This is a genomic window from Bradyrhizobium iriomotense (assembly GCF_018129405.1).
In the GTDB taxonomy this organism is placed as follows: domain Bacteria; phylum Pseudomonadota; class Alphaproteobacteria; order Rhizobiales; family Xanthobacteraceae; genus Bradyrhizobium; species Bradyrhizobium iriomotense_B.
On record NZ_JAFCLP010000009.1, the window covers coordinates 188,616 to 203,829 of the forward strand.

Annotated in this window: 12 protein-coding genes; 8 read left to right on the forward strand and 4 right to left on the reverse strand. The window is 66.2% G+C overall.

What is annotated here, in order from left to right; genetic code table 11:
- Positions 1–6 precede the first annotated feature (6 nt).
- The 4 genes from JQ592_RS20580 to JQ592_RS20595 all read left to right on the forward strand — a co-directional run bounded on the left by JQ592_RS20580 (position 7) and on the right by JQ592_RS20595 (position 8,052).
- Entirely contained in the window at positions 7–3,309 is a 3,303-nt protein-coding gene (locus tag JQ592_RS20580) for an acetyl-CoA carboxylase family protein (RefSeq protein ID WP_211404612.1), read from the forward strand.
- A gap of 213 nt (positions 3,310–3,522) precedes the next feature.
- Positions 3,523–5,373, forward strand: a complete 1,851-nt coding sequence (locus JQ592_RS20585) for a sigma-54-dependent Fis family transcriptional regulator (protein ID WP_211404613.1) — start codon at positions 3,523–3,525, stop codon at positions 5,371–5,373.
- Positions 5,374–5,603: 230 nt separating this feature from the next.
- Positions 5,604–6,491 carry a LysR family transcriptional regulator gene (locus JQ592_RS20590; RefSeq protein ID WP_211404614.1) on the forward strand — a complete coding sequence of 296 codons (888 nt, stop codon included), beginning with the start codon at positions 5,604–5,606 and terminating at the stop codon, positions 6,489–6,491.
- 136 nt (positions 6,492–6,627) lie between these two features.
- Entirely contained in the window at positions 6,628–8,052 is a 1,425-nt protein-coding gene (locus tag JQ592_RS20595) for an FAD-binding protein (RefSeq protein WP_211404615.1), read from the forward strand.
- A gap of 1 nt (position 8,053) precedes the next feature.
- Here the strand turns inward: JQ592_RS20595 and JQ592_RS20600 are convergent, their stop codons facing one another.
- Together JQ592_RS20600 and JQ592_RS20605 are read right to left on the reverse strand one after the other, a co-directional pair.
- Positions 8,054–8,608: a flavin reductase family protein gene (locus JQ592_RS20600; protein ID WP_211404616.1), complete on the reverse strand. Its 555-nt coding sequence runs from the start codon at positions 8,606–8,608 to the stop codon at positions 8,054–8,056.
- Positions 8,609–8,665: 57 nt separating this feature from the next.
- On the reverse strand, positions 8,666–9,763 hold the full coding sequence (locus tag JQ592_RS20605; RefSeq protein WP_211404617.1) for an LLM class flavin-dependent oxidoreductase: 1,098 nt from the start codon (positions 9,761–9,763) through the stop codon (positions 8,666–8,668).
- Between the two features lie 210 nt (positions 9,764–9,973).
- Here JQ592_RS20605 and JQ592_RS20610 point away from each other — a divergent pair, with 210 nt between their 5' ends.
- The 3 genes from JQ592_RS20610 to poxB all read left to right on the forward strand — a co-directional run bounded on the left by JQ592_RS20610 (position 9,974) and on the right by poxB (position 13,379).
- Positions 9,974–10,888 (forward strand): 2-dehydro-3-deoxygalactonokinase, encoded by a 915-nt coding sequence (locus tag JQ592_RS20610; protein WP_211404618.1) that lies wholly within the window; start codon positions 9,974–9,976, stop codon positions 10,886–10,888.
- Between the two features lie 13 nt (positions 10,889–10,901).
- Positions 10,902–11,534 carry a 2-dehydro-3-deoxy-6-phosphogalactonate aldolase gene (locus tag JQ592_RS20615; protein ID WP_211404619.1) on the forward strand — a complete coding sequence of 211 codons (633 nt, stop codon included), beginning with the start codon at positions 10,902–10,904 and terminating at the stop codon, positions 11,532–11,534.
- Between the two features lie 108 nt (positions 11,535–11,642).
- Complete coding sequence (gene poxB / locus JQ592_RS20620) at positions 11,643–13,379, forward strand: ubiquinone-dependent pyruvate dehydrogenase (RefSeq protein ID WP_211404620.1); 1,737 nt, start codon at positions 11,643–11,645, stop codon at positions 13,377–13,379.
- Here the strand turns inward: poxB and JQ592_RS20625 are convergent.
- Both JQ592_RS20625 and JQ592_RS20630 read right to left on the reverse strand, forming a co-directional pair.
- Positions 13,376–13,741 carry a hypothetical protein gene (locus tag JQ592_RS20625; RefSeq protein WP_211404621.1) on the reverse strand — a complete coding sequence of 122 codons (366 nt, stop codon included), beginning with the start codon at positions 13,739–13,741 and terminating at the stop codon, positions 13,376–13,378. The genes poxB and JQ592_RS20625 overlap by 4 nt on opposite strands.
- Before the next feature lie 68 nt (positions 13,742–13,809).
- Complete coding sequence (locus JQ592_RS20630; RefSeq protein WP_211404622.1) at positions 13,810–14,718, reverse strand: PaaI family thioesterase; 909 nt, start codon at positions 14,716–14,718, stop codon at positions 13,810–13,812.
- Positions 14,719–14,869: 151 nt separating this feature from the next.
- Here JQ592_RS20630 and JQ592_RS20635 point away from each other — a divergent pair, with 151 nt between their 5' ends.
- Positions 14,870–15,187, forward strand: a complete 318-nt coding sequence (locus JQ592_RS20635; RefSeq protein ID WP_211404623.1) for a hypothetical protein — start codon at positions 14,870–14,872, stop codon at positions 15,185–15,187.
- The last annotated feature ends 27 nt before the right edge of the window (positions 15,188–15,214 follow it).

Sequence of the window (15,214 nt, forward strand, 5' to 3'; positions counted from 1 at the left end):
GAGACGATGTCGTTCAAAAAGCTCCTGATCGCCAATCGCGGCGAGATCGCCATCCGCATCGCGCGCGCGGCGGCCGATGCCGGCATCGCGACGGTCGCGATCCATCCCGCCGACGACGCGCTGTCGCTGCATGTGCGTGTTGCCGACGAGGCGGTCGAAATCCCCGGCCGCGGCGCACGGGCCTATCTCGACATTGAAGCCGTGGTGAAAGCCGCGAAGACGGCCGGCTGCGATGCCTTGCATCCCGGCTACGGCTTCCTCAGCGAGAACGCGGCATTCGCAAAGGCCTGCGCTGACGCCGGCATCGTCTTCGTCGGGCCGAAGACGTCCGCGCTCGAACTGTTCGGCGACAAGGTCGCGGCGCGGCAACTGGCAAAGCGCTGCGGCGTACCGATCATCGCCGGCACCAGCGGCCCGTCGAGCCTCGAGGAGATCACGGCATTCTTCACCTCACTTGGCAGCAATGCGGCGATCGTGATCAAGGCCATGGCCGGTGGCGGCGGCCGCGGCATGCGCGTCGTCGAGAATGCAGCGGATTTGGCGGAGGCCTATGCGCGCTGCCAGTCCGAAGCCAAGGCCGCGTTCGGCTATGACGGTGTCTATGCGGAGCGTCTGATCCGGCAGGCCCGTCATATCGAGGTCCAGATCATCGGCGACCGCCATGGCGCCATCTCCCATCTCTGGGAGCGCGAATGCACCATCCAGCGCCGGCACCAGAAGCTGGTCGAGGTGGCGCCGAGCCCGTCGCTGAGCGATCCCCTGCGCGGCCGCATCATCGAGGCGGCAAAGCAGCTGGCGACGGCTGCCTCTTACGACAACCTCGGCACATTCGAATTCCTGGTCGACGGCACGGCCGAGGACAGCTTTGCCTTCATCGAGGCCAATCCGCGGCTGCAGGTCGAGCATACCGTCACGGAAGAGGTGCTCGGCCTCGACCTCGTCCGCGCCCAGCTCGCGGTCGCCGCGGGAGGCTCTCTCGCCTCGCTCGGTCTTGCGCAAGGCTCGATCCCGAAACCGCGCGGCTATGCCATGCAGCTGCGCGTCAACATGGAGACGCTGGACGAGACCGGCGCGACCCATCCGACCGGCGGTGTGCTTGCCGTGTTCGAGCCGCCGTCGGGGCCGGGCGTGCGCGTCGATAGCTTTGGCTATGCCGGCTACAAGACCAGCGCGGCCTTCGACTCGCTGCTCGCAAAGGTCATCGTGCATACGCCGAGTGAGGCCTGGCATGACGTTGTCGCCAAGGCCTCGCGCGCCTTGCGCGAGTTCCGGATCGATGGCGTCGTCACCAACATCGCCTTCCTCCAGGCCGTGCTGGCGCATCCCGATTTCAGGACCAACCGCATCGCGACCGATTTCATCGACCGCAACATTGCAAAACTCGTCGAGGCTGCCGATGGCGCGGCGAGGCCCCTCTACTTTGCAGCGACGGAGCACGGCGCTCACGGCGGGGAAGCGCATGTCGCGCAGGTCGTGCCTGAGGGTTCGGTGTTGGTCGCCGCGCCCTTGCAGGGCACCATCGTCACCATCCAGGTCAGGGAAGGCGAGATCGTGCGTCCCGGCCAGCAACTGGCCGTGATCGAATCCATGAAGATGGAGCATCTGGTCATGGCCGAGCAGGGCGGGCGGGTGACAAAACTCGTCGCCGGCGACGGCGTCACGCTGATGCATGGCGAGGCGATCATGTATCTGGAGCCGCTCGACGTGGTGGCCGATAGCACGGCGGCGGAGGCCGATGTCGATCTCGACCACGTCCGCCCTGATCTCGCCGAGCTGATCGCGCGCCAGGCCAACACGCTCGACGAAAATCGCCCCGCCTCGGTCGAGCGCCGGCGCAACACCAACCAGCGCACCGCGCGCGAGAACGTCGCGCAGCTCGTCGACGACGGCTCGTTCATGGAGTACGGCAGCCTTGCGATCGCGGCGCAGCGGCGCCGGCGCAAGCTCGACGATCTCATCAAGAACACGCCGGCCGACGGCCTCGTCATGGGCGTTGCCACCGTCAATGCCGGGAAATTTGGCCCGGAAGGCGCGCGCTGCATCGTCGTGGCCTATGACTACACCGTGCTTGCGGGCACACAGGGTCACATGAACCACAAGAAGATCGACCGCATGCTGACGCTGGCGGAAGATTGGCGCGTGCCGCTGGTGTTTTATGCCGAAGGCGGCGGCGGCCGGCCCGGCGACACCGACCGGCTGGGCATGACGGGCCTCGACGGCCCGTCCTTCGTGCAATTCGCAAGGCTCTCCGGCCTCGTGCCCGTCATCGGTGTCGTCTCCGGCTATTGCTTTGCCGGCAACGCCGCGATGCTCGGCTGTTGCGACGTCATCATCGCCACCAAGAACGCCTCGATCGGCATGGGCGGCCCCGCCATGATCGAGGGCGGCGGGCTCGGCGTCTATCATCCGGCCGAGGTTGGCCCTGTCTCGTTCCAGTCGCCGAACGGCGTCATCGACATTCTGGTCGAGGACGAGGAGGAAGCGACGCGCGTTGCGCAGAAGTACCTGTCCTATTTCCAGGGCGCGGTGACCGAGTGGGAAGCCGCCGACCAGCGCCTGCTCCGCCGCGCCATCCCCGAGAACCGCCTGCGCGTCTACGACATCCGCAGCGTGATCGACCTCGTCGCCGACAAGGACAGTGCGCTGGAGCTGCGACGGGACTACGGCGTCGGCATGATCACCGCGCTGATCCGCATCGAAGGCAAGCCGTTCGGCCTGATCGCCAACAACCCGCGCCATCTCGGCGGCGCCATCGATGCCGATGCCGGTGACAAGGCCGCGCGCTTCCTCCAGCTCTGCGATGCCTTCGATCTGCCGATCGTCTCGCTCTGCGACACGCCTGGCTTCATGGTCGGCCCGGAGGCCGAGAAGACCGCGATCGTGCGCCACGTCTCGCGCATGTTCGTCACGGGCGCGAGCCTCACCGTGCCGCTGTTCGGCATCGTCCTGCGCAAGGGCTATGGTCTTGGCGCGCAGTCGATGATCGGCGGCGGCTTCCACGCCTCGTTCTTCACCGCGGCCTGGCCGACCGGCGAGTTCGGCGGCATGGGCCTGGAAGGTTACGTTCGCCTCGGCTTCCGCAAGGAGATGGAGGCAATCGCCGATCCCGAGGAGCGCGAGACCTACTACCGCAACAAGGTCGCCGAGCTCTATGCCAACGGCAAGGCGGTCTCGATCGCCTCGGTGTTCGAGATCGACAACGTCATCGACCCCGCCGAGACGCGGCGGTGGATCATGGCGGGCCTGCGGTCCGTGCCGAAGCCGCCGGCGAGGACGGCGAAGAAGCGGCCGTGCATCGACACGTGGTGAGGGCAGTGCAGCAATTTTGATGACCACTCCCGTCATTCCGGGGCGTCTCGAAGAGCCGAACCCGGAATCTCGAGATTCCGGGTTCGATGCTTTCGCATCGCCCCGGAATGACAACTAGCGAGAGCGCGCCGCGCCTCAGTTCCCGGTTCCCGATTGACATCCCCGCCTGTGGTGCCAGACTTTGCACAATAATACAGGGTGGAGACGTCCGCGATGGCCAGCCTTTCGGCCTCGAACCATGTCGCCCGTGTCTTGTCCGTCGCCAATCACGTGGCGGACGTCGATGCCTCCTCGCGGATTGCCAATTCCTGGCGACGCTGCCTGATCAGCCACAAGCTCGATCCCGCCCGCCAGGGCCCGCCGCAGACGCTGACCGAAGCCGAGATCCGTCACGTCGCCGAACCGATGGAGGAGACGATCAGGCTCGCCACGCCCGAGCTCGACGATCTCGCCCGCGTGCTGCGCGACGCCGGCTATTGCGTCAATCTCGCGGACGCGAACGCGACCATGCTGTTCAGCCGCCTGCCGGGCGAAGCCGACGCAAAGATGTTTCTGGACTGGAAGATCTACACCGGCTCGAATTTCGCCGAGACCTTTGAGGGCACCAACGGGCTCGGTACCGCGCTCGCCGAGGAGAAGCCGATCCTGGTGCATCGCGACGAACATTTCCGCGCGCAGTGGCACATGTTCTCCTGCGCCGTGGCGCCGCTGTTCGATCAGGCCGGGCGCCTCGCCGGTGCGATCAACATCACCTCCTGCCGCGAGGATCTCGAGCGCGCCGCGCATCAGCTCGCGCTGGCGGTGACGATGGAGGCGACGCGGCGGATGGAGGGCGCGATCTTTCGCGGCCATTTCCGCAATGCCTGGATTGCGACCGTGCCCGGGGACGGCGGCAGCGGCCTCATCGCCTATGACGACGACCGCCGCATCGTCGGCGCCTGCCGCTCGGCGCGCGCGTTGCTCGGCCTCACCGATGGCACCATCGCCTCCGGTATCGATCTGTCGCGCTACATCAAGTTCGATCATCACGACGCGCGCGGTGCGGACGAGATGGTCGAGCTGCGCCACGCCGACGGCCGTCCGCTGGGCCGGGGCCACGTCGCACCGCCGCTGCACGGGAAGTCGCATGCGCCGCGCCGTGATGCGCCCGCCGGTCGCTTCGATGCCCTGCATCGGCTCGCCGGCCGCGATCCCGGCCTGATCCGAAGCGTGAAGCGGCTCCGTAGCATCGGCGATCACAATTTGCCGGTGCTGCTGCATGGCGAGACCGGTGTCGGCAAGGACGTGTTCGCGCGCGCCATTCATGCCGCCAGCAACCGCGCGCGCAACAATTACGTCGCGCTGAACTGCGCGGCAATGCCGGAAAGCCTGATCGACGCCGAGCTGTTCGGCTATGAGGCCGGCGCCTTCACCGGCGCGCGGCGCGAGGGGTCCAAGGGCCTGATCGTTCAGGCCGACGGCGGCACGCTGTTCCTCGACGAGATCGGCGACATGCCGATCGCGCTGCAGACGCGCCTCTTGCGCGTTCTGGAAAACCGCGAGGTCTGGCCGCTCGGTGCGCTCAAGCCTGTAGCCGTCGACATCCGCCTGATCAGCGCCACTCACCGCGATCTCGGCCGCATGGCGGAAGAGGGTGCCTTCCGCGCCGACCTTTATTTCCGCCTGCGCGGCATGGAGGTGCACCTGCCGGCCTTGCGCGAGCGTGCCGACCGCGACGACATCATCCGCCAGATCGCGCGCGAGGAGGCGCCGAACTGCCGGCTCTCGGACGAAGCCTGGTCGCTGTTGTCGGCCTATCCCTATCCCGGCAACATGCGCCAGCTCCGCCACGTGCTTCGGCTTGCGGGGTGCACGGCGGAAGACGGTGTCATCGCCGACACCGACCTAGATCTGCCGCCATTCGGCGGAAGGGCCGCGGAGCCCGATCTCGAAGCGGCCGAGCGTGCGACGATCGTCGAGGCCTTGCGCAAGCACAGTGGCCGCGTCACCGAGGCAGCGCGCGCGCTGAAACTCAGTCGCGCCACACTCTATCGCAAGATCAAGCAATTGAAGATCTCGTTCTAAAGCGCGATGAGATTTGGATGAATCGTCATCGCGCTTTAGGTTGTTGTCTACGCATGCTCTTTCCGGAAAACCGCTTCGCACTTTTCCGGATCATGCTCTAGCGAGCTCGCGGGCCTCTGCTGGAACCCGAACGCGGCCCGGTTCTTGATCGACTCTCGCAGATCGATTCCAGGGCGGCAATTGCGCCACTGCGAACATACATTCCCGGCGGAGCAAGAGGAGCGCATTCGATGGAGGAGATCGAAGTCTTCCTGGCTGTCGTCGAGGCCGGCAGCCAGACCGCCGCGGCGCGGCAATTGGGGCGGTCGCTGCAATCGGTGAACCGGGCGCTGGCCGCGCTGGAACAGAACGTCGGCGTGGAACTGGTGCGGCGGACCACGCGGCAATCGGTGGCGACCGAAGCGGGACTGGCGTTCTATCGCCGCGTCAAACCGGCCTTTGCGGAAATCACCGAAGCACGGCTCGAGGCTGCAAACCGACGCCTCGAGCCGTCGGGACTGCTCAAGGTCGCAGCACCGGTCCTGTTCGGATCGACCCATGTGGTGCCCGTGATCGCCGAGTTCATGGCGCGCTTCCCGCAGATCGAAGTCGACGTCAACATGTCCGACCGGCCTGTCGATGTCGTCGGCGATGGCTTTGATCTCGCCGTGCGGATCAGGGAATTGCCGGACTCGTCGTTGAAGACCCGGCGGCTCGGCGAGCTGCGCACGGTCGTCTACGGCGCGCCCGACTATTTCGCGCGTCATGGCCACCCGCATCATCCGAACGATCTCGCCAGGCATCAATGCATCCTGCGCAGGACCGGTCGCGGTGAAATGGACACATGGCGCTTTCGGATCGACGGTAGCGCGGCGATCGTGCAGGTGAACGGCCGCTTTCACACCGACAATATGACGGCTGCGCATGCCGCCGCTCGTCACGGCCTCGGTGTCGGATACGGGCCGTTCTGGCAGATCCGCGATCTCGTCGATCAGGGCGCGCTCGAAATCGTGCTGGAGACGTTCGAGGCACCGCGAACGCCAGTGCGCGCCGTGTTTCCGCCAAGCGCGATACCGCCGGCCAAGACGCACCTCTTCGTCGACCTGCTGGCGGAGCGATTGAAGCACGAGCGGCTTTGAGCCGACACGCGGGAACGCATTCTCTCGATTGGCGGGAATGTCTATCCCGCGATGCGCCGGTTGTCCCGGCGGGCAGGCGATCGCAGCTTGAAGCGCAGGGGCCCATCCGCCCGACGAGGGCGCAGAGGACTGCACCATGACTCCCAATCGACGGACACTCTTGCACGCGGGCGTCAGCGTCACGGCGACGCTGGCTTCGGCCACCTTTGCGGGACAATCGCCGGGTTCGCGCGACCCGCGACCACCCAAGTCTCTGCTTGCGGACGACGCGGAATCCCGCGCGGCTGCGGCGCAGGATTTCGGCCACATCATTCAGAGGCAGCCGCGGGCCGTCTGCAAGCCCGGGTCGAGCGCCGAGATCGCCGACATCCTGCGCTGGGCAAGGGAACAGGGGCTGAGCGTTGCTGCGCGCGGGCAGGGGCACGCCACCTACGGCCGGGCCATGGCCGAAGACGGCATCGTGATGGACCTCAGCGCACTCACTGCGATCCACCGGATCGAGCCTGATCGTGTCGTGGTCGATGCCGGCGCGACCTGGCACGCGGTGCTGGAGGCAACCCTGGCCAAAGGGCTCGCGCCACCGGTGCTGACCAACTACCTCGGCCTGTCCATTGGCGGCACGCTTGCCGTCGGCGGAATTGGCGGCTCGTCGTCCCGGTACGGGCTCCAGACCGACCAGGTTCTGGAACTCGATATCGTCACCGGCGAAGGCGTGGAGCTGACCTGCTCGCCGACAGCGCATGCCGAACTGTTCAACGCCGTTCGCGCCGGGCTGGCGCAATGCGCGATCATCACCCGAGCAACGCTTAGATTGATGCGCGCGCCCGAACGTGTCAGGCGTTACCTGCTGTCCTATCCCGATCTTGCTTCACTGACCGCGGATCAGCGGCGCGCGCTCGACGAGGCGCGCTTCGACCAGCTGCAGGGCGCTGTCGTGCCCGACGGCGCCGGCGGCTGGCGCTACCAACTGGAAGCGGGCGTCTTCTATGACAGCGGCACGGCTCCCGTCGACAAGGCTTTGCTCGCTGGGCTCTCCGACAAGCACGAGACTGTCTCCGACCTGACCTTTGGCGACGACGCCAACGCATTCGCCAAGCTCGAAAAGCTGCTGCGGTCGAACGGCCAATGGTTCAATCCGCATCCCTGGCTGCTGACTTATTTGCGCGGCAGCAACGCGCTCGAGATCGCGAGCGAGGTCATTGCCGGGTTGAACAGCGATGATCTCGGCCCGTTCGGGCGGCTCACTTACTATCCGATGTTCACGGACGGCTGCCGCACGCCCCTGCTTCGGCTGGCCGACGAACGCGTCGTGTTTCCGTTCAATCTCATCCGCATCCCATCCTCCGCGGACACGGAGAATGCCGACCGGCTGGTCGCCCGCAATCGCGCGCTGTACGATCGCATTCGCAGCGCCGGCGGCGTGCTGTACCCGGTGAGTGCGCTCGCCATGTCGTCACAGGATTGGGCGGATCATTTCGGCCTGAGATGGCCGCTGCTGCGCGAAGCCAGACGCCGTCACGATCCGGCCGGCATCCTCACACCTGGGTACGATCTATTCTAGATCAGGAAAAATCCGTCCAGCTCAGATGCCGTGCATCGAGGTCGCCGAGCGCGACGGTCTCGCGCATCTCCTGCGGCGTGTGAAAATGGCCGCGCAGATAGACGAGCGGCTTGGCCGCATCCGCATGCGAGACGCCGCGAACCTCGCCGACGAAGATCGAATGCGTCTTGGTCTCGAACTCCTGCGCCAGCACGCAGTCGAATGCCGCTACCGCATCTGTCAGCACCGGTGCGCCGGTCACGCCGCGCGTCCATTGCCCGAATGCAAAGCGATCGTCGCCGTTGACGCCCTTCTGGCCGCTGAAGGTGAGCGCCAGCATCGCGTGATCCTCGTGCAGGAAGTTGATCGCGAAGGCGCCTTCCTCGCGGATGCGCGCATGGGCGCTGGCATTGCGGTTGACGCAGACGATCAGCGAGGGCGGTGAGTCCGACAGCGAGCAGGCCGACGTCACCGTCAGTCCCGTGCGCTTGCCATGCTCGGCGCCGACCGTGACCAGCGCCACGGCGCCGGCGCATTGGCGCATGGCCTGCTTGAAATCCTTGGCGTCCACCGTCACGCGGAGACCTCCGAAATGAATGCGGGTGCGGCACGATCGCGCCGCACCCGTATCGGGTCAAGCTGCCTTCTTCGCGGAGCCGAGATGCGCCAGGCGCGGCATCACCTCGTTCTTCAGCAGCGAGAGCGAGTGATGCCAGGCCTCGGCCTTGTGCTTGTAGTCGAAGCCGAACACCAGCAGCACGCCGAAGCCGCCGACCTCGTCGTAGATCTTCTCGATCTTCTCGGCGACCGTCGCGGGCGAGCCGACGATCCAGTTCCGCTTGGCGCAATATTCGACCGTGACGTCGCTGTCGGGCACATCAGGGGCGTGCTTCAGATAATCCTTGAAGCCGAAATGGCCGAGCAGCGGCAGGAAGTACTCGTGCATCATCCGGCCCATCATGTCGCCGGTCGAGAGCTTCCAGGCCTCCTCGTCCGTGTCGGCGACGAACACCTCGCGCACCAGCCGCCAGTCCTGCCGGTTCGGCTTGCGTCCGGTCTTGGCCGCGCCAATCTCGACCGAGTCCCAATGGCTGCCGACATAGGCCGGATTGAGGTTGAGGCTCATCGGGATGAAGCCGCGCTCGCCGGCGAGCTTCAAGGTGTCCGAGTTCTTCGAGAGGCCCGCAACCCCAATCGGCGGATGCGGCGCCTGCAGCGGCTTGATGTGGGGCTTGAGGAAATCGAACATCGTGTCCGGCTTGGTCACCGTCCAGAATTTTCCCTTGTAGGTGAAGGGCGCGGGATCGGACCACAGCTTCAGGATGATCTCCAGCGCCTCGCGTGTCATGTCGCGGTTCTGCCCGCTCATGCCGTCGACGTTGAACATCGCCCAGTCGCTCGGCAAGCCGCTAGCCGCCACGCCGAAATTGAGCCGGCCCTCGGACATGTGGTCGAGCATCGCGACGCGGTTGGCGAGCTCGGCCGGGTGGTGATAGGGCAAGAGGAAACCGCCGGGCCCGATGCGCAGGCGCTTGGTCTGCATCAAGGCCTGCGCGATCAGGAGGTCCGGGGTGGGATTGGGTTCCCAGGGGGCGGTGTGGTGCTCGCCGACCCAGGCCTCCTGATAGCCGAGCTCGTCGAGCCAGCGCATGACCTGCAGGTCCCAGTCGTTTCCTTCCTTCAGGCCGCACTCCGGCGGATGTGAAGGCATCGTGAAATAGCCGATCTCCATGGGTTTCCTCTTCACAGTTGACGCGTCTTGCTGCGCGGTTCACGGATGTGAGTGAAGACGCTTCAGCAAGCGGTGTGCCAGCGCGCATCGCACCTCAGACCTGCGAGAAAGGGCTGGTTTGGCGCGGCAATAGCCGATATCCCGGGGCAGATTTGCTGGTCACCGTCTCATTGTCGCGAGACGGCGTCTTGCCGGTGAGACGAGGATACGATGACTGAACCTGCCTATGTCGCGGTGGACTGGGGCACCAGCAGCTTTCGCCTGTGGCTGGTCGATCGCGCCGGCCAGGTGCTGGCGGAGCGCCGCAGCGGCGAGGGCATGCTGGCCGCGGCCAAGGCCGGCTTCGCCGCCGTGCTGCAATCGCATCTTGCCGCGGTCGAGGCGCCCGCGCATCTGCCCGTGCTCGTTTGCGGCATGGCGGGTGCCAGGAACGGCTGGGTCGAGGCCGGCTATGTCGACACGCCGGCGCCGCTCGCCGCCATCCTGAAGCAGGCCGCGCCTGTCCCGGGCGAGGCGCGCGACATCCGCATCCTGCCCGGCATCGCCCAGCGCGACGCGAGCGCGCCGGATGTGATGCGCGGCGAGGAGACGCAATTGCTTGGCGCGCTCGGCCTGGATGCGGCCGGCGAAGCGCTGGTCTGCATGCCCGGCACGCATTCGAAATGGGTGCGGGTGAACGACGGCACGGTCGTGCGGTTTTCCACCTTCATGACCGGCGAGCTCTTCAGCGTTGTCTCGCGCGAGACGATCCTGTCGCTTGCGGTTGCCGGCGCTGACGACGCCGAGGACGTTGCGAGCTTCAAGGCGGCGGTGAAAGCTGCGTTCGAAGCACCGGCCTTCGCGGCCAATCTCCTGTTCGGCGCGCGGGCGCGGCAGCTGCTGTTTGGCGGCACGCCCGCCGCTGCACGCGAGACGCTGTCGGGGACATTGATCGGCGCTGAACTCGCGGCTGGTCTCTCCGGCGCGTTGCCGGCAGCGGGTGTCGCGCTGATTGCGTCGGGTCGGCTCGCGACGTTGTACCGGCACGCCTTCGATGCCTTGTCGGTCACGGCGCAGCCGATCGATGCGGATGAAGCGGTCCGCCGCGGCCTGTCGATGGCGGCTGCGGCAATCTGGACGAAATAGAAGGACTTTTGAGATGAGCGTTGCCTTTCCGCCGATGAAGCGTCCGCTGGTCGCGATCCTCCGCGGCGTCAAGCCCGAGGAGGCCGAGGCCATCGTCGGCGTGCTGATCGAGGCCGGCATGACCGCGATCGAGATTCCCCTGAACTCGCCCGATCCGTTCCGCTCCATCGCCACCGCCGTGAAGCTCGCGCCCGCTGGCGTGTTGATCGGCGCCGGCACGGTGCTGACCGCCGCAGACGTCGATCGCCTCAACGACGCCGGCGGCAGGCTGATGGTCTCGCCCAATGTCGACACCGAGGTGCTGGCGCGTGCGCATCAGCACGGCATGGTGACGTTGCCGGGCGTGTTCTCGCCGACCGAGGCGCTGCTCGCGGCGCGTTCCGGCGCGTCGGGCCTGAAATTCTTTCCGGCGAGCGTGCTCGGCGCGTCCGGCATCGCCGCGATCCGCGCCGTGCTGCCGGCCGGCGTGATGATTGCCGCCGTCGGCGGCGTCTCCGACCAGAATTTTGCCGAGTACATCAAGGGTGGTGTGACGGCGTTCGGACTCGGCTCCAGCCTCTACAAGCCCGGCATGAGTGCAGCCGATGTCGCAGCGCGCGCAAAGGCGACGGTCACGGCCTACGATCGGGCGATTGCGAAAGACTAGCCGGCAATAAACTAGCCGTGATCCTCTCATCGCTTATTGTGCCGCATTGTGTCGCGATGCTGATGCTTTGGCATCGTACACATGCGACCGGCGCAGCAGGAGACCGACATGGCGATCAACAACGTGGCCGATCTGTTCGTGGCAACGCTCGAACAGGCCGGCGTCAAGCGGATCTACGGCATCGTCGGCGACAGCCTGAACGCCCTGACCGAGGCGCTACGCCGCCGCGGCACCATCGAATGGATCCATGTCCGCCACGAGGAGGTCGCAGCCTTCGCGGCCGCCGGTGAAGCCGAGATGACGGGAAGCCTCGCGGTGTGCGCGGGGTCCTGCGGTCCCGGCAATCTGCATCTGATCAACGGCCTGTTCGATGCGCATCGCAGCCGCGTTCCCGTGCTGGCGATCGCGGCGCAAATTCCGACTGCCGAGATCGGCGGCGGCTATTTCCAGGAAACCCACCCGCAGAACCTGTTTCGCGAATGCAGCCATTATTGCGAACTGGTGTCGGATTCGAGTCAGCTGCCTTACGTGCTGGAGAACGCCATCCGCGCCGCGGTGGGCCTGCGCGGCGTCGCCGTCGTTGCCATGCCCGGCGATGTCGCATTCCGTTCGCCGCCCAAGCGCGCTCTCTCGACGTCGAGAGGCCTCGCTTTGTCGGCACCGAAGGTGGTGCCGCAGGCTGATGAGCTCAAGGCGCTGGCCGATCTTCTGAACGGCGCCGAGCGTATCACCCTGTTCTGCGGCCGCGGCTGCGCCGGTGCGCATGCGCCGTTGATGCAACTGGCCGAAGCGCTGAAGAGCCCGATCGTGCATGCGCTCGGCGGCAAGGAGCATGTCGAATACGATAACCCCTACGACGTCGGCATGACCGGCTTCATCGGCTTCTCCTCGGGCTACGCCGCGATGCATGCCTGCGACGCCCTGGTGATGCTCGGCACCGATTTTCCCTACAAGCAGTTCTTCCCGACCGATGCGAAGGTCGCGCAGGTCGACATCCGCCCGGAAAATCTCGGCCGCCGCTGCAAGATCGATCTCGGCCTCGTCGGCGACGTCAAGCTGACCATCGAGGCGCTGCTGCCGCTGCTGAAAGCGAAGACCCAGCGCAAGCATCTCGACGATGCAGTTACGCATTACAAGAAAGCGCGCGAAGGTCTGGACTCACTGGCCAAGGGCACGCCGGGCAGCAAGCCGATCCATCCGCAATATCTTGCAAAAGTCATCAGCGACCACGCGTCGGAAGATGCCGTGTTCACCGCCGATGTCGGCACGCCGACGGTGTGGGCCGCGCGCTATCTCGACATGAACGGCCGGCGCCGGCTGATCGGCTCCTTCGTGCACGGCTCGATGGCCAATGCCATGCCGCAGGCGATCGGCGCGCAGGCCGCACAACCGGGGCGTCAGGTGATCTCGCTGTCGGGCGATGGCGGCTTCACCATGTTGATGGGCGACCTCATCACGCTGACGCAGATGAAGCTGCCGGTGAAGGTGGTCGTCTTCAACAATGGCGTGCTCGGCTTCGTCGCGCTGGAGATGAAGGCCGCCGGCTTCGTCGACACCAATGTCGATCTGGAGAACCCGGACTTCGCGGCGATGGCCCGCGCGATGGGCATCTTTGCGAGGCGCGTCGAAGATCCCGGCGAGCTTCCGGGCGCGATGAAGGAGATGCTGACGCACAACGGACCGGCACTGCTCGACGTCGTCACCGCCAAGCAGGAGCTGTCGATGCCGCCGACCATCACGCCCGAGCAGATCAAGGGCTTCAGCCTCTGGGTCCTGCGCGCCGTGATGAACGGCCGCGGCGACGAGGTGCTCGACCTCGCGAAAACGAATTTGTTGCCGCGCTAGCCCCGCTTCGCCGACGGCACCGGCAGCCGTTCGTGGCGGCGCTGGAAGCGCTGCCAGTGCAGCACGATGCCGATCAGCAGGGCCGGGACGAAGCCGAGCGCGATCAGGAAATGCGGCAGCTCCTTCGGCGAGATGAAGGCGATGGCGATGTCCGAGATCAGCCAGAGCGCGGCGAAGATCACCGCGAAATCCGTGCGCGGGCAGCGCAGATAATAGAAGATCGCGGTGATGACGATGGCGGGCCCGATCGCGATGGCGATCATGACCGCCGTCAGCTCCTTCGGCGTCAGCGCGTCGAGCACCATCGAGGCGAGCAGCCAGATCGCAGCGAACATGGCGACGATGTCGAGCGGATGCCGCAACCCAATACCTCTCGCAGGAACCGCGCTATCGTTGTGGCCCGGTCCCCCTCCGTCAAGGGAAAATACGTCTATTCCTCGTCACTTCCGGGCGTCGGCCGCAGCATGAAATGGCCGAAGGCGGTGGCGATCGGCTTGTCCGCATCGTCCTGCCAGGCACGCGCCTCGAAGGCGACGATGCGGCGGCCCTGTTTCACGATCGAGACGTTGGCATAGGTATCGAGCGCGCGGCCGGAGCGCAGGTAGTTGACAGTGAGTCCGATCGGCTTGGGCGGCGCGGCGGCGCCGAGCTCGCGCGCCACCCCGATGATGGCCGTGGTCTCGAGGAAGGCGCCGGTCATGCCGCCATGGATCGCGGGCAGGATCGGATTGCCGATGATCTTTGGCGAGAACGGCATGGTCAGCGTGCCGTCGTCGTTGACGCGGATGCCGAGGGCGCGCGCGAACGGGCTGCGCGCGAACGGGCCATCCGGATCCTCCGGTGCCTCCAGCGTCGGGATGTTGCGCGCATCCATCCGGCGGTCGGCGAGCATGTTGGTGCGGTTGGCGCCGATCATGAAGCAGGCGGTCGCGGTCGCGACCGGATCGTCCTCGGACTCCTGATAGGCAGTGGAGCGCACGAAGGCGATCGAGCGCGTGGTGCGGTAGCAGACCGAATGCGCCTTGATGTCGAGGCCGGGCGTCGCCGGCTTCTGATAGTCGATGCGCAGATCGAGGGTTGCGATCGCGCGCGTGCCGTCGAGCGCAAGTTGCACCGCCATGCCGCAGCTCTCGTCCAGCATCGCGGTGACGACGCCGCCATGCAGAACGCCGGTCTCGGTGTCGCCGACGAAGACGGGACGGTAGGGCAGGCTGGACCAGGCCTCAGCTGGCGCGAAACGGTCGAGCTGGAGCCCGCTGATATGGCCGTAGTCGGAGCGGCGGCCTTTGATGGCCTCGGCGAGTTCCTCGAACGGGAGCGTGACAGGTGCAGTGGACATGGCGCTGTTCTAGACCAGTGCCGGGCGCCGCGCAAAACCTGAGAATGCGCTTCGCCCGGGACGCCTGCCGGGGCCGGTTTGGCCTCGACAGGGCGGGTCAAAGCAACGATGGTGGGCGCTTCGTTCGTCCAATGCCCGCAAGGAGCGCCCCATGACCGACCCCGAGACACCCGGCACCACCCAGGGGCCCGTCACCATTTCGACCTCGAGCTCGGAGCGGGCGCCGATCATCTATTTCGATGGCGCATCCTGCTTCGGCCATCACAACGGCGCGATCCAGATCGAGCTCGCCGCGAACCTTTTGATGCCGGTCGGCGCTGCCGTCAGGGTCGACGTGGTCCAGACCGCGCACTTACGCTGCAGCGTCGCCGCGGCGCTGGCATTGCGCGAAGCGCTCGACAAGGCGCTCGCGATGTACAAGCAGGGCCAGCAGCAGCCGGCGGAGGAGATTCCGGCGGTGAAGAACTGAGATCGACATTTTGGAGGTCTCGCCACG